General features: G+C 66.3%; 22 protein-coding genes. 16 read left to right on the forward strand and 6 right to left on the reverse strand.

The window, feature by feature from the left end; translation table 11 throughout:
- Positions 1 to 85 precede the first annotated feature (85 nt).
- From GGR45_RS10210 to GGR45_RS10225, 4 genes are read left to right on the forward strand one after another with little or no spacing between them, the layout of a single operon-like run.
- Positions 86 to 1,654, forward strand: a complete 1,569-nt coding sequence (locus GGR45_RS10210; RefSeq protein ID WP_175310973.1) for a cytochrome ubiquinol oxidase subunit I — start codon at positions 86 to 88, stop codon at positions 1,652 to 1,654.
- A 16-nt stretch (positions 1,655 to 1,670) separates the two neighbouring features.
- On the forward strand, positions 1,671 to 2,810 hold the full coding sequence (gene cydB / locus GGR45_RS10215; protein ID WP_175310974.1) for a cytochrome d ubiquinol oxidase subunit II: 1,140 nt from the start codon (positions 1,671 to 1,673) through the stop codon (positions 2,808 to 2,810).
- A 14-nt stretch (positions 2,811 to 2,824) separates the two neighbouring features.
- Positions 2,825 to 2,941, forward strand: coding sequence for a cytochrome bd-I oxidase subunit CydX (gene cydX, locus GGR45_RS10220; protein ID WP_175310975.1), 117 nt, complete (start codon positions 2,825 to 2,827; stop codon positions 2,939 to 2,941).
- Between the two features lie 57 nt (positions 2,942 to 2,998).
- Positions 2,999 to 3,709, forward strand: coding sequence for a Crp/Fnr family transcriptional regulator (locus GGR45_RS10225; protein WP_175310976.1), 711 nt, complete (start codon positions 2,999 to 3,001; stop codon positions 3,707 to 3,709).
- Here GGR45_RS10225 and GGR45_RS10230 read toward each other — a convergent pair.
- Both GGR45_RS10230 and GGR45_RS10235 read right to left on the reverse strand, forming a co-directional pair.
- Positions 3,706 to 4,242: a hypothetical protein gene (locus GGR45_RS10230; RefSeq protein ID WP_175310977.1), complete on the reverse strand. Its 537-nt coding sequence runs from the start codon at positions 4,240 to 4,242 to the stop codon at positions 3,706 to 3,708. The genes GGR45_RS10225 and GGR45_RS10230 overlap by 4 nt on opposite strands.
- Positions 4,243 to 4,323: 81 nt before the next feature.
- Positions 4,324 to 5,364, reverse strand: a complete 1,041-nt coding sequence (locus tag GGR45_RS10235) for a sigma-54-dependent Fis family transcriptional regulator (protein ID WP_175310978.1) — start codon at positions 5,362 to 5,364, stop codon at positions 4,324 to 4,326.
- Between the two features lie 185 nt (positions 5,365 to 5,549).
- On the opposite strand from GGR45_RS10235, the gene adh reads away from it, so the two are divergent.
- From adh to GGR45_RS10255, 4 genes are all read left to right on the forward strand, one after another.
- A complete protein-coding gene (gene adh / locus GGR45_RS10240; RefSeq protein ID WP_175310979.1) occupies positions 5,550 to 7,061 on the forward strand; it encodes an aldehyde dehydrogenase in 1,512 nt (503 codons plus the stop codon).
- Positions 7,062 to 7,130: 69 nt separating this feature from the next.
- Positions 7,131 to 8,165, forward strand: coding sequence for an alcohol dehydrogenase AdhP (gene adhP, locus GGR45_RS10245; RefSeq protein WP_175310980.1), 1,035 nt, complete (start codon positions 7,131 to 7,133; stop codon positions 8,163 to 8,165).
- A 50-nt stretch (positions 8,166 to 8,215) separates the two neighbouring features.
- Positions 8,216 to 9,730 (forward strand): succinyl-CoA:acetate CoA-transferase ScpC, encoded by a 1,515-nt coding sequence (gene scpC / locus GGR45_RS10250; RefSeq protein ID WP_175310981.1) that lies wholly within the window; start codon positions 8,216 to 8,218, stop codon positions 9,728 to 9,730.
- A gap of 60 nt (positions 9,731 to 9,790) precedes the next feature.
- Entirely contained in the window at positions 9,791 to 10,303 is a 513-nt protein-coding gene (locus tag GGR45_RS10255; RefSeq protein ID WP_175310982.1) for a GNAT family N-acetyltransferase, read from the forward strand.
- 242 nt (positions 10,304 to 10,545) lie between these two features.
- On the opposite strand, the gene GGR45_RS10260 is transcribed toward GGR45_RS10255, so the two are convergent.
- The gene (locus tag GGR45_RS10260) at positions 10,546 to 11,097 is read right to left on the reverse strand and encodes a sugar O-acetyltransferase (protein ID WP_175310983.1); all 552 of its coding nucleotides are present in this window, start codon (positions 11,095 to 11,097) and stop codon (positions 10,546 to 10,548) included.
- Positions 11,098 to 11,099: 2 nt separating this feature from the next.
- Positions 11,100 to 11,786, reverse strand: a complete 687-nt coding sequence (locus GGR45_RS10265; protein ID WP_175310984.1) for a DUF1349 domain-containing protein — start codon at positions 11,784 to 11,786, stop codon at positions 11,100 to 11,102.
- A 99-nt stretch (positions 11,787 to 11,885) separates the two neighbouring features.
- Here GGR45_RS10265 and GGR45_RS10270 point away from each other — a divergent pair, with 99 nt between their 5' ends.
- The 3 genes from GGR45_RS10270 to GGR45_RS10280 all read left to right on the forward strand — a co-directional run bounded on the left by GGR45_RS10270 (position 11,886) and on the right by GGR45_RS10280 (position 13,597).
- Positions 11,886 to 12,443, forward strand: a complete 558-nt coding sequence (locus GGR45_RS10270) for a TetR/AcrR family transcriptional regulator (protein ID WP_175310985.1) — start codon at positions 11,886 to 11,888, stop codon at positions 12,441 to 12,443.
- A 61-nt stretch (positions 12,444 to 12,504) separates the two neighbouring features.
- Complete coding sequence (locus GGR45_RS10275) at positions 12,505 to 13,293, forward strand: SDR family oxidoreductase (RefSeq protein WP_175310986.1); 789 nt, start codon at positions 12,505 to 12,507, stop codon at positions 13,291 to 13,293.
- A gap of 37 nt (positions 13,294 to 13,330) precedes the next feature.
- Positions 13,331 to 13,597: a hypothetical protein gene (locus tag GGR45_RS10280; RefSeq protein WP_175310987.1), complete on the forward strand. Its 267-nt coding sequence runs from the start codon at positions 13,331 to 13,333 to the stop codon at positions 13,595 to 13,597.
- A gap of 119 nt (positions 13,598 to 13,716) precedes the next feature.
- Here the strand turns inward: GGR45_RS10280 and GGR45_RS10285 are convergent, their stop codons facing one another.
- Positions 13,717 to 14,562: a fumarylacetoacetate hydrolase family protein gene (locus tag GGR45_RS10285; protein WP_175310988.1), complete on the reverse strand. Its 846-nt coding sequence runs from the start codon at positions 14,560 to 14,562 to the stop codon at positions 13,717 to 13,719.
- Between the two features lie 202 nt (positions 14,563 to 14,764).
- Here GGR45_RS10285 and GGR45_RS10290 point away from each other — a divergent pair, with 202 nt between their 5' ends.
- A complete protein-coding gene (locus GGR45_RS10290; protein WP_175310989.1) occupies positions 14,765 to 15,778 on the forward strand; it encodes an SMP-30/gluconolactonase/LRE family protein in 1,014 nt (337 codons plus the stop codon).
- On the opposite strand, the gene GGR45_RS10295 is transcribed toward GGR45_RS10290, so the two are convergent.
- A complete protein-coding gene (locus tag GGR45_RS10295; protein ID WP_175310990.1) occupies positions 15,775 to 17,238 on the reverse strand; it encodes a sensor histidine kinase in 1,464 nt (487 codons plus the stop codon). The genes GGR45_RS10290 and GGR45_RS10295 overlap by 4 nt on opposite strands.
- A 238-nt stretch (positions 17,239 to 17,476) precedes the next feature.
- Here GGR45_RS10295 and GGR45_RS10300 point away from each other — a divergent pair, with 238 nt between their 5' ends.
- The 4 genes from GGR45_RS10300 to GGR45_RS10315 all read left to right on the forward strand — a co-directional run.
- The gene (locus GGR45_RS10300) at positions 17,477 to 19,762 is read left to right on the forward strand and encodes a TonB-dependent receptor (protein ID WP_175310991.1); all 2,286 of its coding nucleotides are present in this window, start codon (positions 17,477 to 17,479) and stop codon (positions 19,760 to 19,762) included.
- A 96-nt stretch (positions 19,763 to 19,858) separates the two neighbouring features.
- Entirely contained in the window at positions 19,859 to 21,259 is a 1,401-nt protein-coding gene (locus GGR45_RS10305) for a glycoside hydrolase family 27 protein (protein ID WP_175310992.1), read from the forward strand.
- A 187-nt stretch (positions 21,260 to 21,446) separates the two neighbouring features.
- Complete coding sequence (locus GGR45_RS10310) at positions 21,447 to 22,415, forward strand: family 43 glycosylhydrolase (protein WP_246358156.1); 969 nt, start codon at positions 21,447 to 21,449, stop codon at positions 22,413 to 22,415.
- A 229-nt stretch (positions 22,416 to 22,644) separates the two neighbouring features.
- Positions 22,645 to 24,323 (forward strand): Ig-like domain-containing protein (locus GGR45_RS10315; RefSeq protein ID WP_183988974.1); only part of this gene is annotated, 1,679 nt, incomplete at its 3' end.

Consider the following 24,323-nt stretch of genomic DNA (forward strand, 5'->3'; position numbering starts at 1 on the left):
ACGGTCAATGTCAGCGCGGAGTCGCTGGCCTAGCGATTCGACATGTAAGGAGCCGGGGGGCGGCTCCCCATTATGGAGACGTCATATGGATCCGGGGGTCGTTGATCTGTCGCGACTGCAATTCGCCGCGACCGCGCTGTACCATTTCCTGTTCGTGCCGCTGACGCTTGGCCTGTCGATGATGCTGGTCATCATGGAATCGGTCTATGTCATGACCAATCGCCCGGAATGGCGCGTCACCACGCGTTTCTGGGGCAAGATTTTCGGCATCAATTTCGTGCTGGGCGTGGCCACGGGCCTGACCATGGAATTCCAGTTCGGCACCAACTGGTCCTACTTCTCGCATTATGTCGGCGACATCTTCGGCGCCCCGCTGGCGATCGAAGGGCTGATGGCCTTCTTCCTGGAGGCGACGTTCGTCGGGCTGATGTTCTTCGGTTGGGACCGGTTGTCCAAGCTGGGCCACCTGATCGTCACCTTCATGGTGGCGCTGGGCACCAATTTGTCGGCGCTGTGGATCCTGATCGCCAATGGCTGGATGCAGAATCCCGTCGGCGCGGCGTTCAATCCCGATACGATGCGCATGGAGGTCGCCGATTTCGGCGCGGTGCTGTTCAACCCCGTCGCGCAGGCCAAGTTCGTCCACACGGTCAGCGCCGGCTATGTCTGCGCATCGGTCGTGGTGCTGGGCGTATCGGCCTTCTGGCTGCTGAAGGGACGCTTCCTGCCCGTCGCACGCCGGTCGATGACGGTGGCGGCGGCGTTCGGTCTTGCATCATCGCTGTCGGTCGTCGTGCTGGGTGACGAGAGCGGCTATGCGCTGACCGACAACCAGAAGATGAAGCTCGCCGCGATCGAGGCGGTCTGGCACACCGAGCCCGGACCCTCTAGCCTGACGCTGTTCGGCCTGCCCGACACGGTGGCGCGCGAGACGCGCTACAAGGTCGAGATTCCCTGGGTGCTCGGCCTGATCGCGACGCGCAGCCTGGACGGCACCGTCGCGGGCATCTCCGAACTGGTGCTGAAGGCGCAGGAGCGGATCGCCTCGGGCGTGATCGCCTATGACGCGGTCCAGCAGTTGAAGGCGAACCCGCAGGACATGGGCCAGCGCGCCCGGTTCGAGGCGCACAAGCGTGACCTGGGCTATGCCCTGCTGCTCAAGCGACAGGTGGCCGACCCGCGTGTCGCGACGCCGCAGCAGATCGAGGCCGCGGCCTGGGATACGGTGCCCGATGTCGGCCTGCTCTTCTGGAGCTTCCGCATCATGGCCGCGATCGGCTTTGCTATGATCGCGCTGTTCGCGACCGCCTTCATCCTCTGTTCGCTCAGGATGCACATGGATTCGCGCTGGTTCCTGAAACTGGCGGTGGCAGCCATCCCGCTGCCCTGGATCGCGATCGAACTGGGCTGGCTCGTCGCCGAGCTGGGGCGTCAACCCTGGGCGATCGAGGGGGTCCTGCCCACCTTCCTGGCGTCCAGTTCGCTGTCGCGTGGCGCGCTGTGGACCACGCTGGCGGGCTTTACCGCGCTCTATGGCGCGCTGGCGGTGATCGAGGTTCGCCTCATCCTCGCCGCCATCGCCCATGGGCCGGAAGAGCGGGACGACCAGCCCGCGCCGGCTGCCATCCCCGCCGCCATTCCCGTCGCCGCCTGAACATAAGGACTGGGACATGTTCGATTATGAGATGTTGCGCCTGATCTGGTGGGCGCTGCTAGGCGTGCTGCTGATCGGCTTCGCGTTGACCGACGGGTTCGACCTGGGTGTCGCTGCCCTCCTGCCCTTCGTCGCACGGGACGATTCCGAGCGGCGAATGGTCATCAATTCGGTCGGACCGACCTGGGAGGGGAACCAGGTCTGGTTCATTCTGGGCGGCGGTGCGATCTTCGCGGCCTGGCCGTTCGTCTATGCGGTCAGTTTTTCCGGCTTCTATCTGGCCATGTTCCTCGTTCTGGCCGCACTGATCCTGCGGCCGGTGGGGTTCAAATACCGGTCGAAAAAGCCGGACCCCGCCTGGCGCACGCGCTGGGACTGGGCGCTGTTCGTGGGGGGACTGGTGCCCGCGCTCGTCTTCGGCGTCGCGGTCGGCAATGTGATGCTGGGCGCGCCATTCCGCCTCGATGGCGACCTGCGTGCCTTTTACGACGGCACGCTGTTGGGACTGTTCACGCCCTTCACCCTGGTCTGCGGGCTTTTGTCGGTGGCGATGCTGGTGCTGCACGGCGCGGCATGGCTATCGATCAAGGTCGAACATGGCCCCGTCCATGACCGGGCGCGCGCCTTCGGAACGGTGGCGGCGATCGCTTCCATCCTGCTGTTCGCGATCGGCTTCGCCTTCGTCGCCTGGGGCGATATGGGCTACCGGACGGTCGGCGCGGTCGATCCGCTTGGTCCGTCCAACCCGCTGCGCATGACGGCGCAGCATGCGGGTGGCGCGTGGCTCGACAATTACGCCCTGTATCCCTGGATGATGGCGTTGCCCGTGCTGGGCTTTGTCGGCGCCGCGCTGGCGCTGGTCGGCATCCGTTCTGGGCGCGAAGCTCTGGCGTTCACCGGGTCGTCGCTCGCCGCCACCGGGATCATCGCGACGGTCGGCTGCTCCATGTTCCCCTTCATCCTGCCGTCCAGCATCGACGCGCATAGCAGCCTGACGGTGTGGAACGCCTCGTCGACCCATAAGACGCTGGGCATCATGCTGTTCGTCACGATCGTCTTCCTGCCGATCGTGCTCGCCTACACCGCCTGGGCCTATCGGGTGATGTTCGGCCGCGTGACGACGGATGCGGTGCGCACCAACCCCGACTTTTACTGAGAAAGGAACGACCCATGTGGTATTTCTCCTGGGTCCTGGGCCTCGGCCTGGCGATCGGTTTCGGCATCCTCAACGGCATCTGGCACGAATTCCACCTGCCGCGGAATGATGACGGGTCGCAACCGAACTGACGAATGGGACAATCCGTCCCGCGACAAGGGATCATGGTCATGCTACATGGCAAGGCCATGATCCCGAACGACGTTTGCACCGACTGCGCGGTGCGCGACCGAGCTTTGTGCGGCAGCCTCGACGACCGAGAGCTGATCGCGCTCAACTCTATCGGTCAGCGACGCCGTGTGGCGCGCGGCCAGACCATTGCCTGGGCGGGCGACGAAGCGGTCCTCTGCGGCAATCTGCTGTCGGGCGTGCTGAAACTGGTCGCCGCCACCGCCAATGGGCGTGAGCAGACCGTCGGCCTCCTCTATCCCGCAGACTTTTTCGGCCAGCCCTATGCCGGCGATGTCGATTTTACCCTGTCCGCGCTGACCGATACCGAACTGTGCGTCTTTCCCCGCGCCGCCTTCGAGCGGGTGCTGGAGGACCATCAGCGGATGGAACGCCTGTTGCTCCAGCGGACCTTCGACTCGCTGAACGAGGCGCGAGGCCGGATGCTGGTGCTCGCGCGCAAATCGGCGGGGGAAAAGCTGGCGGGCTTTCTGCTCGACATGGCGGCGCGGGCAGGCGCCAGCGGGTGCAGGGCCACGCGCGACGGGCCTGTCACCTTCGACCTGCCGCTGACCCGCGGCCAGATCGCCGATGTGCTGGGAATGACGATCGAAACGGTCAGCCGCCAGCTGACCCGGATGAAGCAGAGCGGTCTGATCGGCCTTCCCGGTGGCCGGGCGGTCACGATCAGCGACCGCGAAGCGCTGGCCGCGCGCGCCGAGGCGGCTTAGTTCAGCAGGCTGTCCGTCAGCGCATCGGCCAGGATCGCGCGCGCCTCTGGCGTAAGACGATGGCCGGCCAGCGCGATGATGGTCAGCTGCTCGAAATCCACCGCGCGGCGGCATCCGGTGAAGAAGCTGCGCAGCATATGGCCCAGCGTCTCCGGCGCATCGAACGCATCCGCCTCGCCAAAGGCCGCAACCAGTTCGCGCGCCGCCGCCGCATCGGCCATGTGCCGGTGCCGGACATGGTCGAGCAGCGTCCCCGTGAGCGGATCGCTATGCCCGCTCGACAGCATCGCCTCCAGATAATCCCCGTCTGCCCGCTCGCCCCGCAGGACCAGCGCTTCGAGCGTCCTCAGGAACGCATCCATGGTCGAGTCGTCGGGGCGATCGGGCAAGGCGTCCGCGATCGCCTCCGCCTGCGCGCATAGGGCAAGACGGTGACGATGCTCCTGGACCAGGCGGATCAGGTCGATTTCGTGGATGACATGCCAGCGACGCGCAAACGGTACGATGCTGCCTTCAAGCGGGGTGCGATCCATCGCGATCGATCTCCTTCGCCGCACTCGTGACGAAGCGATGCGATCCCTGCATTGACGCTGGTCAAAGGGCAGGCGGGTCGTTCAGCGCTGGCGGGCAAGGTGGCGGTGAATGGTGCTGCGATGGACGCCCAGTTGCCGCGCCGCCGCCGAGACATTGCCGCCATGCGCCGCCAGTGCCGCGTCGATCGCCTCCGCCCTGTCGTCGGCCAGGGGACGTGCGGCAAGCGGGAGTTCGACGCCCCCTCCCCGCCCGTCGGCATCCCAGCCGCCGATCAGGGTCGCGCCGTTGGTCAGGCGCAATTGGCCGCGCCCCGCCTGTCCCTGCATATCCACCAGCTCGCTCAGCGCCGTATCGTCGAGCGCATCCCAGCTCCGCCCGACCAGCGAAAGCCCCCGCCGATTGGCGGCCACGAGCCGGTCGTCGCGGAATACCAATACCCCCTCGCGCGCGGTGCCCAGCATCGCCGCGTCGTCATGCATCCGCAGCACGCGGCAATCGGCAAAGCCCGTGCGGAACAGGCGATGTTCGATCTGGTCGACCGCCAGCCGGATGAGCCCCAGCGCATGACCATGGCCGCTGGCCGACGGCCCGGAAATGTCGAGCGCCCCAACGATCGCACCACGCGGGTCGAGAATCGGTGTCGCGGCGCAGCTCAGCACTGCGTGTTCGGCGAAGAAATGCTCCGGGCCATGGACGGCGATCGGGCGCCGTTCGGCAATGGCCGTACCGATCGCGTTGGTGCCGGTGCTCGCCTCGGTCCAGGAGACGCCGGGCCGCAGCGCCACCTGCGCCGCGCGCGACAGGAAGCCGGTGTCACCGATCGTGTCGAGGATCATGCCATCGGCATCGGCCAGGATCACGACGCTGCTGGTATCCCGCGCTTCACCCGCCAGCATCTCCAATTCGGGGCGGCACAGGCGGCGCAGCGACTCGCGACGCTGGCGAAGGGCGTTAAGTTCACTCTCGCTCAGCGGCCCTGCTTCACGCGGCCGTCCCTGTATCAGCCCCATATCGGTGCAACGCAGCCAGGAGCGCAGCACCGGCTGGCGCACGCTTTCGAGGGGCAATTGCCCCTCGTCGAAATAGGCTCGCCGCCCTTGCTCTATTCCGGCGCCGTCCATCGCCGCATCCTTCTCCAACTGTCGCAATGTGCGACACCGACGCGCTCATGGCGTCGCGCCGTGCAACACATGCTACGCTTCGGCCACGGAAAGTCCATCGGGCCATGCCCATCCCGTCGCGGATCGCTTGCCGCATGTCCGACAAAAGCAGAACCTCTACCGCTATCAGACGAAGGAGAGGTTCCATGACGATCCAAGAAGCCATCAAGGCTCGGACTGCGCCGTTCAAACAACGCTATGGCAATTTCATTGGCGGCCGCTGGGTCGATCCGGTCGACGGACGGTGGTTCGACAACCGATCGCCGATCGACGGGCAAGTCATCTGTCAGGTCGCGCGCAGTCAGGCGGCGGATATCGAACTGGCGCTCGATGCCGCGCACAAGGCGAAAGACGGCTGGGGACGCACCAGCGTCGCGGAACGCGCGCTGATCCTCCATCGCATCGCCGACCGGATGGAGGAGAATCTCGCGCTGCTCGCCACCGCCGAAACCTGGGACAATGGCAAGCCGATCCGCGAGACGACCGCCGCTGACCTGCCGCTCGCGATCGATCATTTCCGCTATTTCGCCGGATGTATCCGTGCGCAGGAAGGCGGGATCTCGGAGATCGACCATGACACGGTCGCCTATCATTTCCACGAGCCTTTGGGCGTCGTCGGCCAGATCATCCCGTGGAATTTCCCGCTGCTGATGGCCTGCTGGAAGCTGGCGCCGGCGCTGGCGGCAGGCAATTGCGTGGTGTTGAAACCCGCCGAGCAGACTCCGGCCTCGATACTCGTCCTTGCCGAGTTGATCGGCGACCTGTTGCCCGAGGGCGTGCTCAACATCGTCAACGGCTTCGGCGTGGAAGCGGGCAAGCCGCTGGCGCAGAGCCCGCGCATCGCCAAAATCGCCTTCACCGGTGAGACGGGCACCGGCCAGCTCATCATGTCCTATGCCGCCGAAAACCTGATTCCGGTCACGCTGGAACTGGGCGGGAAGAGCCCCAACATCTTTTTCGCCGACGTCGCGGCGGAGGATGACGATTATCTCGACAAGGCGATCGAAGGTTTCGCCATGTTCGCACTCAATCAGGGTGAGGTCTGCACCTGCCCCAGCCGCGCGCTGGTCCATGAATCGATCTATGACCGCTTCATGGAAAAGGCGGTGGCGCGGGTCGAGGCGATGATCCAGGGCGATCCGCTCAACCCCGCCACCATGGTGGGCGCGCAGGCGTCGCAAGAGCAGATGGACAAGATCCTCGGCTATCTCGACATCGGGCGCGGTGAAGGCGCCAAGGTGCTGACCGGCGGCGAGCGTAACCGCCTTGAGGGGCTGGAGGGCTATTACGTCAAGCCGACCGTGCTGAGCGGTCATAACAAGATGCGCGTGTTCCAGGAGGAGATTTTCGGTCCCGTCGTCTCGGTCGCGACCTTCAAGGATGACGAGGAAGCACTGCGCATCGCCAACGACACGCTGTTTGGCCTGGGCGCGGGCGTGTGGACCCGCGACGGCACCCGTGCCTATCGCATGGGCCGCGCGATCCAGGCGGGGCGTGTGTGGACCAACTGCTACCATGCCTATCCCGCCCATGCGGCGTTCGGCGGCTATAAGCGGTCGGGCATCGGGCGCGAAACGCACCGCATGATGCTCGATCACTATCAGCAGACTAAGAATCTGCTGGTCAGCTATTCGGCCAAGAAGCTCGGCTTCTTTTGACCGTGGTCAAGGCGGGGGCGGCCCGATGCGCCGATCCCCGCCTCATCCTCATCTGACAGGAGAAATCCCATGACGAAGACGATGAAGGCCGCGGTCGTTCGGGCATTCGGACAACCGCTGACCATCGATGAAGTCCCCGTTCCGGAAGTCAGCGACGGCATGATCCAGGTCGCTATCCAGGCATCCGGCGTCTGCCATACCGACCTCCACGCCGCCGAGGGCGACTGGCCGGTCAAGCCCAACCCGCCCTTCATTCCGGGGCATGAGGGCGTCGGCTATGTCTCGGCGGTCGGCAAGGGCGTGAAACACGTCAAGGAAGGCGACCGGGTCGGCGTGCCGTGGCTCTACACCGCCTGCGGCCACTGCACGCATTGCCTGGGCGGCTGGGAGACGCTGTGCGAAAGCCAGCTCAACACCGGCTATTCGGTCAATGGCGGCTTTGCCGATTATGTCATCGCCGACCCCAATTTCGTCGGCCACCTGCCCGCCAATATCGGCTTCACCGAGATCGCACCGGTGCTGTGCGCCGGGGTCACGGTCTATAAGGGGCTGAAGATGACCGATACCAAGCCGGGGGATACGGTGGTCATCTCCGGCATCGGCGGCCTTGGGCATATGGCGGTGCAATATGCGGTCGCGATGGGGCTGAACGTGGCCGCCGTCGATGTCGACGACGCCAAGCTCGACCTCGCCCGTCGGTTGGGGGCCAAGGTCACGGTCAACGCCCGGACCGAGGCCGACCCGGCCGCCGCGATCAAGCGCGAGACCGGCGGCGGGGCGCAGGGTGCGCTGGTCACGGCGGTCAGCGAAAAGGCCTTTGCCCAGGCCGTCGGCATGATGGCGCGCGGCGGCACCGTGGCGCTCAACGGCCTGCCGCCCGGCGACTTTCCGCTCAACATCTTCGGGCTGGTGCTGAACGGCATCACCGTGCGCGGATCGATCGTCGGCACCCGGCTGGATCTGCAGGAGTCGCTCGACTTCGCCGCCGACGGCAAGGTCAAGGCGACCGTATCCTCCGCTCCGCTCGCCGAGGTCAACCAGGTGTTCGACCGGATGCGCCGGGGCCAGATCGAAGGCCGCATCGTCCTCGACCTGACGGCCTGAAATCGCGGTGGGCGGTGGCCCCGGCCCCGCCCACCAGCGTTGGAGAAACAATGACTGACCGTATCGCGTGCGCCGCCCTTCGTTCCCGTATCAGCGATGCGGACACCGCCGCCGCCCTGATCCGCCCCGGCGAGACCGTGGCGGCCAGCGGTTTCACCGGATCGGGCTATCCCAAGGCGGTGCCGCAGGCATTGGCGCGCCGCATCGCGGCCGCTCATGCCGAGGGGCAGCCCTTCCGCGTCAACCTGTGGACCGGCGCCTCGACCGGGCCGGAACTGGACGGCGCACTGGCGGCGGTCGACGGCATTGCCCAGCGGCTGCCCTATAGTGGCGATCCCGTCGCTCGCGAGAAGATCAATCGCGGCGAGATCGACTATCTCGACATGCATCTGAGCCAGGTCGCGCCGATGGCGTGGGAAGGCGTGCTGGGCACGCTCGACACCGCGATCATCGAGGTGTCGGGCATCCGCGCCGACGGCTCGCTCATCCCCTCCTCCTCGGTGGGCAACAACAAGACTTGGGCAGACCGCGCGACCCGCGTCATCCTGGAGGTCAATCGCTGGCAGGATGCGGCGCTGGAGGGGATGCATGACATCTATTATGGCACCCGTCTGCCGCCCGCCCGGGTGCCGATTCCGCTGGTTCGCCCCGACGACCGGATCGGCACGCCCTATCTGGCCTGCGATCCCGACAAGATCGTCGCCATCGTCGAAACCGACGCACCCGACCGCAACCTGCCCTTCGCCGCGCCCGACGATACCGCGCGCGCCATTGCCGGGCATATCATCGAATTCCTGACCCATGAGGTGTCGCGCGGCCGCCTGCCCGCCGCCCTGCTGCCGATCCAGTCGGGGGTAGGCAATATCGCCAATGCCGTCCTGTCGGGCCTGATCGACGCGCCGTTCGACCCGATGACCGCCTATACCGAGGTGATCCAGGACGGAATGCTTGACCTGCTCGACGCCGGCAAGCTGCGCATGGCATCGGCCACCGCCTTCTCGCTCAGCCCGCAGGCAGCGGCGCGGTTGAATGCCAACATGGCCGCCTATCGCGACCGTATGATCCTGCGCCCGCAGGAGATCAGCAACCATCCCGAACTCGTCCGCCGCTTGGGGTGCATCGCGATGAACGGTCTGATCGAGGCGGACATCTATGGCAACGTCAACTCAACGCTGGTCATGGGATCGCGCATCCAGAACGGAATCGGCGGGTCGGGCGATTTCGCCCGCAACGCTTATGTCTCGATCTTCATGACGCCCTCGACCGCCAAGGGCGGCAAAATCTCCGCCATCGTGCCGCAGGCGGCGCATGTCGATCACATCATGCAGGACGTGCAGGTGATCGTGACCGAACAAGGGCTTGCCGATCTGCGCGGCCTTTCCCCGCGCCAGCGCGCGCGGTTGGTGATCGAACGCTGCGCCCATCCCGATTACCGCCCGCTTCTGGCCGATTATGCGATGCGCGCCGAAGGCGGTGCCTATGGCCTCCACGCGCCTTCGCTGCCCGGCGAGGCCTTGTCCTGGCACCAGCGCTTCATGCAAACGGGGACAATGCTGCCGTCTTGACCGCGGTCAATGCTGCGATAGCCTGACGGGCCTAACGTTGCGGAAATCCAGGAGGACATGATGACCCTCGACGATACCGAGATGCTCGTTACCCGCCATGGGGTCCAGTTGCACGTCCGGCCCGCCCGCGACGAGGACGAGCCTGCGCTCGCCACCTTCTTCGCGAATGTCTCGCCCCAGGATCTGCGCTTCCGCTTCCTGACCAGCGTCCGTGCGGTCAGCCATGAGCGGCTGTCGGGCATGATTCAGGCCAATGACGCAACAAGCGAAAGCTTGATCGCCTTCGGCAGTGACGGGTCGGTCCTGGCGGCAGCGATGCTGGCGGGCGACAACAGGAAGGATACCGCCGAGGCCGCCATCGCGATCCGGCACGACATGAAGGCGCAGGGGATCGGCTGGACGCTGCTCGACCATCTGGTGGGCCATGCGAAGCGGATGGGATATCGGACGATCGAGGCGCTGGAGGATCGCGACAACCGGTCGGCCATCACGATCGAGAGGGAAATGGGCTTTGAACCGCATCCGGTCGATGGAGACCCGATGCTGGTCAGGCTGACGAGGAACATAGCCTGATCGACATGCATCGGATCGCTCAGGCCGCGCGCTGATATGGCGCCAATCCGGCATCGCGCTATTCTTTGCCTGTGTTGCAGCGTCAAAGGGCTATGATCTCTGCCCTTTCCGACCGCTTCGCCATGACGCCCGCCTCAACCGCGGTGTCACGGCAAGCGGTATGGCGCACCATGAACGGGATGCTGCTCGAGCAGCACCAAAACCCTCGAGGATAGCCGCCCGGCCACCTCGCTCGGGCGCGGTCATCGCGCGACCGGCCGCGCGGGATTGCCCATGACGGTCTGGCCCGGGGCGACGTCGCGCGTCACGACGCTGCCCGCACCGATGATCGCATCGTCGCCGATCGTCACGCCCGGCAGGATCAGCGCCCCGCCGCCGATCCAGACATTGGCGCCGATGCGGATCGGTCGCCCGCATTCCCACCCTTCCGCCCGGAGTGCCGGATCGCGCGGATGGTCGGCGGTCAGGATCTGCACGCCCGGCCCGATCTGCGTCCCCGCGCCGATCTCGACTCGCGCCACGTCCAGGATGACGCAACCGAAGTTGAGGAACACGCGGTCGCCCAAGGCGATGTTATAGCCATAGTCGCAGTGAAAGGGTGGCCGGACCACCGCCCCCGCCCCCACCTGCCCCAGTCCTTCGGCGAGCAGCTTATGCCGGTCGGCGGCATCCCAGGCCAGCGAGCCGTTATAGCGCACCATCCACGCCGCCGCGCGCGCGGCATCGGCGATCAGTTCGGGATCGTCAGCGGTGTACAAGTCACCCGCCAGCATCTTCTGCTTCTGGCTGGTCATGCTCAGCTCAGGTCGTGCAGGTCTTTGCCGAGCGGCGCGGTGATGCGAAGGTCCGAGAAGCGCACCTCCAGCCCCTCGCGCTCCGGCGTGCACGCCATCGGCCCGACCCGGTAGCCGGACGCGACCGGAAACGGTGCCAGCCGGACCAGCGGCCAGTGTTTGCCATCGGCCGAAACCTGAAGGCGCAGCACCCCCTTGGCGACCGTCGCCCGCATCCAAAAGTCGGACGCCTCGCCCTCATAGGGGCCGGTCGCCCAGTCCGACCGCCCATCGGTCAGTACGCTGCTCAACATCGCGCGGCCGTCGGACAGTTCGATCCCCGCCTTCACCCAGCGCCGCTCGTCGACCCGCACCATGATCCCCGCCTGGTCGTACAGCTTGTCATAGCGCCCCCGGATGCGCAGCTGCGCGGTAAAGGCGTCGCCGGCCGGGAAACCCAGAAAGTGGCCGCTGTCGCGGGTGAAGCCATAATGGGTCTCGCGCCAGAAATCGGTGCCGCGCTCGGTGGTCATCACCAGATCGCCATTCGCCTCCGCCCGCCAGACTTTGGGCGGGTTCAGCCAGACGCCGTCCTGTCGCCCCAGCACCGCCGCCGCCGCCGCCGCGCCCGCTGCCGCCGCCATCTGCGGCACGCCCAGCGCGACCGCGCTGCCCAGGATCGCGCGGCGCGACATATGCGGTTCGTCCATGGTTCTTCTTTCCCGTTTTGCGCTACGGCAGATCGCTTTCCTGCCTCGTCTCGACTGTATGTGTACATTTGTACATATTCGATGCAACGGAGTTTTTGTATGGCCGACGGATTCGCGAGACGAAATGACCCGGAGCGTCGGCAACGCATCATCGCCGCGGCGCTGGAGGTAATCGCCGAACACGGGGTGCCCGGCACCACCCATCGCCGGATCGCGGCGGCGGCCGGGGTGCCGCTCGGCTCGGTCACCTATTATTTCACCTCGCTGGAAACGTTGCTGACCGATGCCTTCACCCAACTTGCGGAGGAATCGTCGCACGCCTTCGCCGCGCGCATGGCGCAGGCCCAAAGCCACGACGATGCGCGCGCGGCGATCATCGACATCATCGCAGGCTCGGTCTGGGCTGAGCCGCGCACGCTGCTGCTCAGTTACGAACTTTATGCCTTTGCCGCGCGCCATCCTTCCGTCTCGACCGTCATGCAGGGCTGGATGAACAACAGCCGCGCCGCACTGGAGCGGTTCTTCGATCCGTTGACCGCCCGCGCGCTCGATGCGCTGGTCGAGGGGATCGGCATCCACAATTCGATCGACCCCGCCCCGCTCGACCGGAATGCGATCAGCGACATCGTGCATCGGATCACCGGCGGCGCGGGGTGAACGAAAGCCGGTCGCGATCATTGTGCGAAGGATCATTTCACCCGACCTCGGAGACGCATCGATGAAGACCAGCGGCAACACGATCCTGATGACGGGCGGCGGCAGCGGTATCGGCGAGGCGCTGGCCCATCGCTTCCATGATCGCGGCGACACGGTCATCATCGCAGGGCGTCGCCGCGAGACGCTGGAAAAGGCCGCGGAAGGGCGCGAGCGCATCCATGTCGTCACGCTCGATGTCGAGGATGCAGCGGCGGTGGATGCCTTCGCGCGAGCCATCGTCGCCGACTTTCCCGCGCTGAACGTGCTGTTCAACAATGCGGGCATCATGAAGTTCGAGGACCTGACCGGGCGCCGTGACCTGGCCGATGCCGAGGCGACGCTGACCACCAACATCCTGGGTCCGATCCGGCTCACCAACGCACTGATCGACCATCTGGTCACGCAGAGCGACGCGGCAATCGTCAACGTGACCTCGGGCCTTGCCTTCGTACCGCTGGTCGCGGCGCCCACCTATTCGGCGACCAAGGCGGCGATCCATTCCTATACCGTGTCGCTGCGCACCCAGCTGGAAGGCAAGGTCGAGGTGATCGAGCTGGCCCCGCCGGGCGTGCAGACCGACCTGACGCCGGGTCAGGCGCATCGTCCGGGCTATGTGCCCCTGGAAGAATTTGCCGATGCGGTCGCCGCGCAGTTCGCGCAAACGCCGACGCCGTCCGAAATCCTGGTCGAGCAGGTGCGCCCGTTCCGCATGGCCGAACGCGAGGGCAAGTTCGACGAGACTCTGAGGAACCTGACCAAGCGCGCCGCCGAGCAGCGGGCGGCGGGCGACCGGATCCAGTCGGGCAACTGAGGCTTGGGAACGGGCAACGGGTCGGCTATGGACGGCCATGGATTTCGACCAGTTGCTCGTCCGCTTTTTCGGCACCGAAGAGATTGCCGACCTCACCCCCGATCAGCTCAGCGCGGGGGTGGATCGGCTGCGCGTCCAGTTCGGACTGGAGCGCGACAGCGGCCGCCGCTTCGCGCTCTGGTGCCTGGCTTATATGATCGGCGTCGCCCCGGACATCGAAGACGCGTTCGAGAATGAGGAAGACCGCGAAGCAGCACGCGACTTCATGGACAGCGTCGATAGCGAAATGGACGAAGAGGACTGATTTGCGTCTAGCCCCTCCCCTTCAGGGGAGGGGTTGGGGTGGGGCCTTTCCAGCGGCTTATCGTTTGCGGTAGCGCCCCACCCCCTGCCCCTCCCCTGAAGGGGAGGGGTTATTCAGCCTCAGCCCGCCGCGACCATCCGCTGGGTCTGCTCGCCCAGCTTGTCGATGCCCAACCGCACCATCTGGCCCGCGCGGAGATAGACCGGCGGCTTCTGGCCCAGGCCGACGCCCTCGGGCGTGCCGGTCGAAATGATGTCACCCGGTTCCAGCGTGCAGAACTGGCTGACATAGGCGACCAGTTCGGCGACCGAGAAGATCATGTCGGCGGTGCTGCTGTCCTGATAGCGCTTGCCGTCGACTTCCAGCCACAGGCGCAGGTCCTGCGGATCGCCCACCTCGTCCACCGTGACCAGCCATGGCCCGGTGGGTCCGAACGTGTCGCATCCCTTGCCCTTGTCCCAGGTGCCGCCGCGCTCCAGCTGGAACTCGCGCTCCGACACGTCGTGCACGACGCAGTAGCCCGCGACATGCGACAGCGCCTCGGCTTCCGTCAGGTAACGGCCGCGCGTGCCGATCACGACGCCGAGTTCGACCTCCCAGTCGGTCTTTTCCGAACCACGCGGGATTTCGACATCGTCGTTCGGACCGACGACCGCGCTACTCCACTTGCCGAACACGACCGGCTCGGCGGGAATGGGCAGATTGCTCTCGGCGGCATGGGCTCGGTAGTTCAGGCCGATGCAGACGAACTTGCCGGGGCGTGCGACGCATGAGCCCAGCCGCGGATTGCCCTCGACCACGGGCAGCGTCGCGGGATCGAGGGCGGCGATCTCCGCCAGACCCTGCGGCGTCAGCCGGTCGCCCGCCAGATCGCCGAGCGCTGCGGGCAGTGCGCGGATGCGGCCCTGATCGTCCAGCAGTCCGGCACGCTCACGCTCCATCTCGCCATAACGCAACAACTTCATCCCTCGGTCTCCTTATCCTTGGCGCGGCGCCACCGGTGATTGCCCCCTCCCCCCTAACGCCTTGCAGGTTTTAGCGCTACCAGCCTCGGCATCTTGCCATCATGGCTGTATCGGCCCATCGGCGCGAGCCCCGGCTTTGCGAAGGATGTGGCCCCGAATCCATGACCTTGCGGGCATCAGCCACATCGCCCATGCTCGTGCCATGATCGCCTCTCGCCGCTCTGTCCTCGCCGCCGGCCTTGCTCTGATTGCCGCACCGGCGGTCGCAGCGGAAACCATGCCGCGCCTTCGCCGCCTGTCGCCTGGGCTAGACCGGATGATCGCGCCGGGGACCGAGCCGGACGTGATCGCAACCGGCATCCGCTGGGCGGAGGGGCCGGTGTGGGTACCGCGCGGCGGGTATCTGCTCTTTGCCGATCCTCCCGCCAATATCGTCCGCCGCTGGCAACGCGGACGGGGTGTGTCCGTGGTGCTCGACCCTTCGGGCGCGGCGGGCACCGACCCGGCGCTGGTCCGCGAACCCGGGGCCAATGGGCTGGCACTGGACGCGAGTGGCGCGCTGCTGATCGCCAATAGCGGCGGGCGAAGCATCGACCGGGTCGAGCTGGCGACGGGCCGCCGCACCGTGCTGGCCGACCGTTATGCGGGCAAGCGGTTCAACAGCCCCAACGACCTGCACGTCGCCAGAGACGGGGCAATCTGGTTCACCGATCCGCCCTATGGCTTTCGGGACGGAGACAAATCGTCGTTGAAAGAACAGGCCGTCAATGGCGTCTATCGGCGGCGGCCCGATGGGCGTGTCGATCTGATCGACGGCAGCCTTACCCGCCCCAACGGCATCGCGCTGTCGCCCGACGAGCGAAGGCTCTACGTCTCCGTCTCGGACGAGGCGGCGCCGCGCATCATGGTCTACGATGTCGACGCGCGCGGGCGCGTGGCCAATCGCCGGACGCTGCTCGATGCACGCGCGATGCTTGCAGCCGGCGGCGCGGGCCTGCCTGATGGGATGAAAGTCGCGCGCGACGGCACGCTGGTCTGCTCGGTGCCGGGCGGCATGATGCTGATGACGCCCGAGGCCGAGCCATTGGGGCTGATCGAACAAGGCGCGCCGATCGCCAACTGCGCCTTTGGCGAAGCGGGTCGCGCGCTGTTCCTGGCGGCGAATGACCGCATCCTGCGGATCGCACTGCGCCCCGGCTGGCAGGGCGGACGCTAGGTCGGGCCGCCGCCGTTCGCGCAGACCGTCGCCGATACCGGAATGGAGATGGTGCAATGCACTCCGTCCAAGCCCAGGCTATAGGTCGTCCGCGCGCCCAGTTGATAGGGCAACGCCCGTTCGATCAGTTCGCGGCCCTGCCCCGTGCCCTTCGGCCAAGCTCCTTTGGACGCCATCCTGACCCCGCTTTCGCGCCAGTCGATATGCAGCCAGGGCTTGCCACCCGGCCCATCCGCCTCCAGCGTCCAGCCAATCGCCAACCGCCCCCCGGCCTGTCCCAGCGCCCCATATTTGATCGCATTGGTCGCCAGTTCGTGGATCGCCATGGCTAGCGTATGGACGGTCGAGGAACGCAGCCGAACACCCGCCGGGCCGGTCATCGTAACCGCGTCGGGACACCCATCCATCGCCGCCAGCTCGGCCTGGAGCAGCCCGTCGAACGTCACCCGGTCATGCTCGTTCAATCGCGACAGCAGCGTCTGCACGCGCGATAGCGCGTTCAGACGGTCATCGAAGCGCGCGCGGAAATCGGCCAGGCTGTTCGCGCTGCGCGACGTATTGTCCACGATCGAACGGACCACGCCCAGCAAATTGCTGGTCCGATGCTGCAATTCGGCGATCAGCACGCGTTGCAGCGTCTCGCTCCGGCGCAACGCGTCCTCCGCCTTGCGCCGTTCCGACAGGTCCGCGGTCACGACCAGCAGCCGGTCGGGCTGGCCATCGCCCTTGGGCAGGACGGACAATGTGCTGCTCGCCCAGACCAGCGAGCCGTCAGGTCGAACATAGCGTTTATCGAGCGTGGCCGGACGCCCGGTAGCGACAGCATCCCCGATCGCCGCCAGACTGGGCATCACATCGTCGGGATGGGTCACGTCCGGCACGCACAGGTCCAGCACCGTCTCGCGCGAGCGGGCCAATATCCGGCACAGCTCGTCATTGACCCTCAGGAACCGACCGTCCAACGAGAGGACCGACAATCCCACTGGCGCGGTGGCGAAGATCGCCGCGAGTTGCCCTTCGGTCTCGGCCAGCTGGGCCTTGACCACCTCTTCGCGAAGCCGCGCGATCTCCGCCTGCGACTCCTTCCATTCGGTGATGTCGCGCGTCGTGGTGGCGACGCCATCGCCCAGTTTCACGACCGTCTGGAAAAACCAGCCGTCAAACTGCTCATGGACATAATGATGCTCGGCCTGTTCGGGCTCGCCGGTTTCGGTGACGCGACAAAAGGCATCGAAAATGCCCTCTTCCAGGACGCCGGGATTGCGTTGCAACAGGCTTTCGCCACGCACTTCGCCATATCTGCGCTGCGATGTGTGGTTGTTCAGTACCCAGCGGAAATCCATGATCCGGCCCGACGCGTCCCGGATCGCCTCGAACACCTGGATCATGTCGGTCGACGCATCCATCGTTGCCTGAAGCAGTTCGTGGCTGGCCTGGAACTCGACCCGTCGTTCGTCCATCGCTCGCTCGTCCTTCCGATCCGGGATGGCGGCCGCGCCGCCGCGTTTTCGGAATCTCCTATCTTCGCCAGGATCGATACCAGAGTTCCGATAGGGAAAGGCCCACAAATGAGGGCTCGTCCGACCCCAATCCACCCCCAAAATGCCCAAGCCCCTTGCCCACATGGATTTTATTGCGATTGACTCGCATATTCATTGATATTAGTTCGCGCTCGCAACGAAATCTGGGGGATATTTCATGTGGGTTCGGGCGACGCTGGCCGTCTTGCTGTCTTCGGTGGCGGCACCATGCCTGGCGCAGAGCATGGCGTTACAGGCCAAGGATGCTGGTTCAGCGGAGACGGGCAACGACATCGTCGTCATGGGCGAGAAAGCCGACCGGACCCTGCGCAACACACCCGCCAGCGTCGCCGTGACGACGGCGCAGACGATCACCGATCAGAATCTGATCGATGTGTATGACGTGCTGCAACGCACCGCCAATGTCTCGATCGGGGCCAACCGGACCAGCTTCACCATTCGCGGCATCGACGCCTTCAACGTGTCCGGGGCGGGCGACGGTGCGCTGGCCAGCGTCTATGTCGATGGCGCGGTCCTGCCACGCGCGGCGCTAAACACCGGGCCGCTCGACCTGTATGACATCTCGCAGGTGGAGATATTCCGCGGGCCGCAATCCACGGTGCAGGGTCGCAACGCGCTCGCGGGAGCGGTGGTCATCCGCACGACCGACCCGAGTTACGAATGGAGCGGCAAGGCCCGGTTGATGCTGACCGGCCCCGATGGGCAGCGCCGCGCCGCCGCCGCGCTGGGCGGTCCGATCCTGGGCGATCAGATCGCGTTCCGCGTGGCAGGCGAGATCGCGCGGTCGGACGGCCTGCTTTACAACACCACGCTTCACCGCGACGCCGATCCGCGCCAGTCCGAGACGGTGCGCGGCAAGCTGCTCGTCACGCCCGACGCCTTGCCCGGCCTGCGCATCATCGCGACCTATATGCACGACCGCCATGTGCGCGGGGCCTATTCGTTCGAGTTCGATCCGCCCTATGCGCGCACCGATCGCATCGTCACCGAGGATGTCGCGACCGACACCCGAACGCTGAGCGACATCGCGACACTGGAGGCGCATTATACGCTCGGCGGCGGCTTCGACCTCAGTTCGGTCACCAACTATTCCAACGTTCGCGCGCTCTACATCGCGGACCCCGACCGCAATCCCACCCCCGGCCAGCTGAGCCGCACCAGCGATCCTGCCAAGACGGTGCAGCAGGAACTGCGCCTGGGTATCGACCTATCCTGGGTCCAGGGCCTGATCGGCGCCTATTATCTCCGAGAGGACAATCGCGACTATCGGTTCGAGGCGACCCAGAACATGGTCCTGACCCGACTGGGCGTCGATCGCCAATTGCTGGCACTGGGCCTGTCGCAACCCCTGGTGAATACGGTGCTGGGCTTGTATGGCGGCGTCGTCCCCATCAAGAATTTGCTGACGCAGCCGCGCCTGACGCGCAACCTGGCGGGCTTTACCGACCTGACCTTCCCGCTGACCACGCGACTGAAATTGCGTGCGGGGCTGCGCTACGACAATGAGCGGCAGCAGCGCGGGGCAAGCCAGGCCGTCGCGCTGAACGGCACCCTTCCCGATCCGGCGCGGCTGCCCGTGCCCGCGCTGGCGCCAGTCGTCACCCAGCTCAACGCGCTGTTGCTGGCGACGGCAGCGGGGGCGACCAGTGTCGAGCCCATCCGGACGATCACCTATGACGCGTGGCTGCCCAAGCTGGGCCTGACCTGGGACGTGACGCCCAATGCCTCGCTGAGCGCGACCGCGCAGCGCGGTTATCGCGCAGGAGGCGCCGGGATCAACCAGCAGCGGGGGCAGGCCTTCACCTATTCGCCCGAATATACCTGGAATTATGAAGTCGCGTTGCGCTCCGACTGGTTCGATCGCAAGCTGAGCTTCAACGCCAATGCCTATTATATCGATTGGCGTGACCAGCAGGTGTCGGTGCAGCTGACCCCCGGCTCGGTGTTCGACACGCAGGTGGTCAATGCGGGCAAGTCGCGGCTCTATGGCATCGAGGCGGAGCTGCGCGGGCGGCCGACGCGCACGCTGGAGCTGTATGCGGGCGTCGGCCACAGCCGGACCAAGTTCCTCGATTTCACCGTGCCGCTTGGCACCGCCAAATGGTCGGCGACCGGCAACGAATTCGCCAACGCGCCGCATTGGACCGCTTCGGCTGGCGGAACGTGGCGCAGTTCGGGCGGACTGTTTGCCAATGTCAACGCGACCTATCGCGATGCCCTGTTCCAGAGCACCATCGACCAGGCGGTGCGCGACATCCGCCCGATCACCCTGGTCAATGCCAAGCTGGGCTGGCAGGGGCGGCATTTCGGGGCGTTCCTGCTCGCCACCAATATCTTCGACCGCCAGCAGCCGACGTCGTTCTTCAACGACTTCGATGGGCGGGTGCGCGGCACCATGTCCGATCCGCGCATCCTGGGCTTGAGCTTCGAGGGCCGCTTCTGACCCGCACGCCCATGTCCGACTTATAACGGACCGACGTCCCTTGCCCTGCTCGTCTCAAGCCGTACACTTGTTCGACTAAAGAACGGGAGCGGATGGATGAGCAAGGACAGAGGCGGGATCAGCCGTCGACAGGCGCTGGCCGGGGTGGCAGCAGGCGCGGCGATCGGCGGCGGTCTGTCGCTGGGCGGGGCGCAAGGGGCATCGGCGGCAGCGCGGCCCGCCATGCTCGCGCCGCGGCCGCCCATGGGATGGAACAGCTGGAACAGCTTTGCGACCACCATCACGGAGGCGCAGGCGCGCGAAACCGCCGCGATCATGCGGGCCAAGCTTTTGCCCTTCGGCTACGACGTCTTTACCGTCGACATCCAATGGTATGAGCCCGAGGCGTCGAGCTATAGCTACAATGCCGCGCCGGTCCCTGCGATGGACGGCTATGGCCGGCTGATCCCCGCCCCCAACCGCTTTCCGTCGAGCGCGGACGGATCGGGCTTCACCAAGCTGGCGGCGGACGTCCATACGATGGGCATGAAGTTCGGCATCCACCTGATGCGCGGCATCCCGCGACTGGCGGTGAAGAAGAACCTGCCGATCCTCGGGACACGCTACCGCGCCGCCGACATCGCCGACACCAGCAGCATCTGCACCTGGAACCCGGACATGTACGGCGTCGACATGACCAAGCCCGGCGCGCAGGCCTATTATGACAGCGTCTTCGCGCTCTATGCCTCCTGGGGCGTCGATTTCATCAAGATGGACGATATGAGTCGTCCCTATGACGCGCACGCGCCCGAGATCGAGGCCGCGCACAAGGCGATCCGGAGCAGCCGCCGCCCGATCGTCCTCAGCCTGTCGCCCGGCGAAACCCCGGTGGTCCGCGGCCCCCATGTCCGCCGCTTCGCGCAGATGTGGCGCATCTCGGACGATTTCTGGGACGAATGGGCGATGCTGGAGGCGCAGTTCACCCGGCTGGAGAACTGGACCCCCTATCGCGGGCCGGACTCATGGCCCGACGCCGACATGCTGCCGCTCGGCCGTCTGGCGCTGGGCAAGCGCGATACCAAGTTCACCCCCGACGAACAGCGTACGCTGATGACCCTGTGGTCGATCGCGCGCTCGCCGCTCATCATGGGCGGCGACCTGCGCTATCTGGATGCGCCGACCCTGGCGTTGCTGACCAACCGCGCGGTGCTGGCGGTCAACCAGGCCTCGACCGACAATCAGCCGCATTTCGTGGAGGACGGCGCGCGCATCTGGTCGGCCAAGCCCGAGGGTGCGCCGGGCGATCGCTATCTGGCGCTGTTCAACACTGGCGACAAACGCAAGGAAGTCGGCCTTGCGCTCCCCTATCTGGGACTGTCGGGCGAGGTCGACGTGACCGATCTGTGGACCGGCGCGTCGCTGGGCCGCGCGAAGGGCCGTTTCGCGCAGATGCTGCCGCCGCATGGCGCAGGGCTATACCGGCTTCGGATGCGCGGTGGTGACAGGGCAGCCGCTTGACCCCGAGCTATCGGCAGAAACGTCGTCAAGCCATCCGGGCGTGGCGATCCGGCTCTGCATCGCTTCGCTGATGCGCGCGTCCGGCGACATGGACATAATGCTGTTCCGCGGTACCTTGCAGCGACAAGGCCGCCGGACGCAGCGATTTGCTGGACGTGCGGTTTCGAGGATGCAGGAGAGGATGAGGATGACAAGACTGAGCGCGTTCGCCGCGGCCGGCCTGGCGCTGATCGTCGCGGCGGCAGGTATCGCCCGCAATCCGCAATTTGAGGGAGCCGATCCTCACGCGATGATGATCGGCCAGGAACTCTGGATCTTCCCGACCGGGGGACCGGGGGGAAGCTGGGCGGCGGATCGGTTCGGGGCCTTTTCCAGCCGCGATCTGAAGACGTGGCGGCCGCGCGGCGAGCTGATCCAGCGCGACCAGATACGATGGATCAAGGATGACGGCGCGCCCGAGCATTTCCTTTGGGCGCCCGGCGTCGCGACACGCAACGGGCGCTATTATCTCTATTATTCGGTCGGGCCGCAGAACCCGACGCCCAGCCGGATCGGCGTCGCCGTCGCCGACCGCCCCGGCGGCCCCTATCGCGACAGCGGCCGCCCGCTGGTGACCGGCGACAAAGGGTTCGAGGCGATCGACCCGATGGTCTTCACCGATCGCAAATCGGGCAAAATCTATCTCTATGCGGGCGGCAGCGCGGGCGCGACCCTGCGCGTCTGGGAACTCAAGCCCGACATGGTCAGCATCGCGCGTGAGGTGAAGGTGACGACCCCGCCGCAATTCACCGAGGGCGCGTTCATGCACGAACGTGATGGCCTCTACTATCTCTCCTACAGCCATGGGCGGTTCAACGGCCCCGACTATTCGGTCCATTACGCCACCGCCCCCTCGCCAACCGGGCCATGGCGCTATCGCGGGGCGATCCTGACCAGCGACCAGCACCATCAGGGACCAGGCCATCACAGCTTCGTGAAACTGCCCGACGGTCGCTGGCTGATCGTCTATCATCGCTGGGACCGGGCGCCCGGCCCCGGCCCGTTCCAGGGCGAGCGCGTCGTAGCGATCGACCGCGTCACCTATGCCGCCGATGGCACGATCCGGCCCGTCCGCATGACGGATGCCGATGCCCCTGTCCTGTCCCGACGCCGTTGACCCATACCGCACCCAAGCAGCCCGCCGCCCAGTCCCATAGACCCAGGTTAACAATCGTTAACCATCTGAATTAAATCCGAAAATGGCACCTTCGCATCGTGGGCCAATTTTCCCGGTTACGATCTGCATAAGGGGAGGCCGCGCCGTGGCGTGAAGAAGGCCATGACCGCGCTCCCCTACCCGGCACGTCACGCCGGGGCATGTCGATATGCAATGGGAGGAACAGGCCATGCAGACCGAGATCATCGCGAAGGCGACCGGCACCACGACTACGACCAGCGCCAACGTCATCGAACTGAACGCCCCCAGCGTCGTGCGGCTTGACCTCGATCGGTCGCAGGTTGCCGCGATGGAGCGCGAGGGCAATGACCTGATCATCCGCCTGACCGACGGCCAGACCATTCGCATCGACAATTTCTACGATCAGCAGCAAGGCCGGGTCAGCGACCTGGTGCTGCGCGACGATCAAGGCGGCCAGTGGCTGGCGCATCCCTCGGCGAGCGGCTCGGGGCGATTCACGGCGATCACCGATCTGGACGATCTGATGGCAGCCGCGACGGAGCAGGGCGGCGGCTCGTCCTTCATCCTGCCCGCCGTGCTGGGCGTGGCCGGGGTCGGCGGGGTCGTCGCGGCGGTATCGGGCGGCGGTGGCAACGACCGCAACCAACCCGGCGGACCAAACGCCGATATCCAACCGCCCGCAACGCCCACCGCCAGTTTCACGGCCAACGGCACCAGCATTCGCGGCACGGGTGAGGCGGGCGCGACGATCCGCGTGACGGACGGCGCGGGCTCGGTGATCGGCACCGGCACGGTCGCCCCCGACGGCACCTTCACTATTCCGGTCAACCCGCCCCAGACCAACGGTCAGCCCGTCACCATCGTGCAGAGCGACGCCGCAGGCAATGTCTCGCCATCCGCAACGACGACCGCGCCCGACATCACCCCGCCGGTCGCGCCCACCGCGACGATCAGCGGTGACGGCGCCAGCGTCACCGGCACCGGCGAGCCCGGCGCGACCGTCACCGTCCGCAACGCCGCCGGACAGGTGCTGGGCACGGCAACCGTCGGCGCGCAGGGCAGCTACACGCTGCCGCTGACGACGCCCCAGGCCAATGGCGGTACCCTGACCGTCATTCAGAGCGATCCTGCGGGCAATGTCTCGCCTGCCATCACGCTCGCGGCCCCCGACATCACGCCCCCGGCCGCGCCCACGGCGATTCTCTCCGCCGATGGAACGACCGTGACCGGATCGGGCGAGCCGGGCGCGACGGTGCGTGTCGTCGGCTCGGACGGCCAACCGATCGGTAGCGCGATCGTCGCCGCCGATGGCGGCTATACGATCACGCTCGCCACCCCACAGACCAGCGGCGGCGTGCTGGTCGTGACCCAAACGGACGCGGCGGGCAATGTCTCGCCGACCACCGAATTGGACGCCATCGATGCCACCCCCATGCCGCTGCCCACCGCCGAGATCGATGCGCAGGGCACCACGATCACCGGTACCGGCGAGCCCGCCGCGACCGTGATCGTCCGTGACGCCAATGGCGAAACGATCGGCCAGGGCACCGTCGATGCGGATGGCAACTACTCCCTGACGCTGACCACACCGCAGGGGAACGGCGAAACGCTGACCGTCGTGCAAAGCGACGCGGCAGGCAATGTTTCGCCCACCATCACCCTCGTCGCCCCCGACTTCACCGCCCCCGCCGCACCGACGGCCATCATCGCCGCCGACGGTGCCAGCATCATCGGCACAGGCGAGCCCGGCGCGACCGTCACCGTCCGCGACGCCGCCGGTCAACCGCTCGGCACCGCCACCGTCGATCCGCAGGGCAACTACACCCTGCCGCTCGCGACCCCGCAGGCCAATGGCGAAACCCTGACCGTCACGCAGAGCGATCCCGC

This window comes from Sphingomonas zeae, assembly GCF_014197135.1.
Classification (GTDB): Bacteria; Pseudomonadota; Alphaproteobacteria; order Sphingomonadales; family Sphingomonadaceae; genus Sphingomonas; species Sphingomonas zeae.

Excerpts from the sequence above, each read along its gene's own strand:
- GGR45_RS10280 (WP_175310987.1), top strand. The coding sequence starts at position 13,331 with ATGGATTTCGACCAGTTGCTCGTCCGCTTTTTCGGCACCGAAGAGATT.
- scpC (WP_175310981.1), top strand. The coding sequence starts at position 8,216 with ATGACTGACCGTATCGCGTGCGCCGCCCTTCGTTCCCGTATCAGCGAT.
- adh (WP_175310979.1), top strand. The coding sequence starts at position 5,550 with ATGACGATCCAAGAAGCCATCAAGGCTCGGACTGCGCCGTTCAAACAA.
- GGR45_RS10255 (WP_175310982.1), top strand. The coding sequence starts at position 9,791 with ATGACCCTCGACGATACCGAGATGCTCGTTACCCGCCATGGGGTCCAG.
- GGR45_RS10310 (WP_246358156.1), top strand. The coding sequence starts at position 21,447 with ATGACAAGACTGAGCGCGTTCGCCGCGGCCGGCCTGGCGCTGATCGTC.
- GGR45_RS10265 (WP_175310984.1), bottom strand. The coding sequence starts at position 11,786 with ATGGACGAACCGCATATGTCGCGCCGCGCGATCCTGGGCAGCGCGGTC.
- GGR45_RS10235 (WP_175310978.1), bottom strand. The coding sequence starts at position 5,364 with ATGGACGGCGCCGGAATAGAGCAAGGGCGGCGAGCCTATTTCGACGAG.
- GGR45_RS10305 (WP_175310992.1), top strand. The coding sequence starts at position 19,859 with ATGAGCAAGGACAGAGGCGGGATCAGCCGTCGACAGGCGCTGGCCGGG.
- GGR45_RS10210 (WP_175310973.1), top strand. The coding sequence starts at position 86 with ATGGATCCGGGGGTCGTTGATCTGTCGCGACTGCAATTCGCCGCGACC.
- GGR45_RS10275 (WP_175310986.1), top strand. The coding sequence starts at position 12,505 with ATGAAGACCAGCGGCAACACGATCCTGATGACGGGCGGCGGCAGCGGT.
- GGR45_RS10300 (WP_175310991.1), top strand. The coding sequence starts at position 17,477 with ATGTGGGTTCGGGCGACGCTGGCCGTCTTGCTGTCTTCGGTGGCGGCA.
- cydB (WP_175310974.1), top strand. The coding sequence starts at position 1,671 with ATGTTCGATTATGAGATGTTGCGCCTGATCTGGTGGGCGCTGCTAGGC.
- GGR45_RS10290 (WP_175310989.1), top strand. The coding sequence starts at position 14,765 with ATGATCGCCTCTCGCCGCTCTGTCCTCGCCGCCGGCCTTGCTCTGATT.
- GGR45_RS10270 (WP_175310985.1), top strand. The coding sequence starts at position 11,886 with ATGGCCGACGGATTCGCGAGACGAAATGACCCGGAGCGTCGGCAACGC.
- cydX (WP_175310975.1), top strand. The coding sequence starts at position 2,825 with ATGTGGTATTTCTCCTGGGTCCTGGGCCTCGGCCTGGCGATCGGTTTC.
- GGR45_RS10285 (WP_175310988.1), bottom strand. The coding sequence starts at position 14,562 with ATGAAGTTGTTGCGTTATGGCGAGATGGAGCGTGAGCGTGCCGGACTG.
- GGR45_RS10230 (WP_175310977.1), bottom strand. The coding sequence starts at position 4,242 with ATGGATCGCACCCCGCTTGAAGGCAGCATCGTACCGTTTGCGCGTCGC.
- GGR45_RS10295 (WP_175310990.1), bottom strand. The coding sequence starts at position 17,238 with ATGGACGAACGACGGGTCGAGTTCCAGGCCAGCCACGAACTGCTTCAG.
- adhP (WP_175310980.1), top strand. The coding sequence starts at position 7,131 with ATGACGAAGACGATGAAGGCCGCGGTCGTTCGGGCATTCGGACAACCG.
- GGR45_RS10260 (WP_175310983.1), bottom strand. The coding sequence starts at position 11,097 with ATGACCAGCCAGAAGCAGAAGATGCTGGCGGGTGACTTGTACACCGCT.
- GGR45_RS10225 (WP_175310976.1), top strand. The coding sequence starts at position 2,999 with ATGATCCCGAACGACGTTTGCACCGACTGCGCGGTGCGCGACCGAGCT.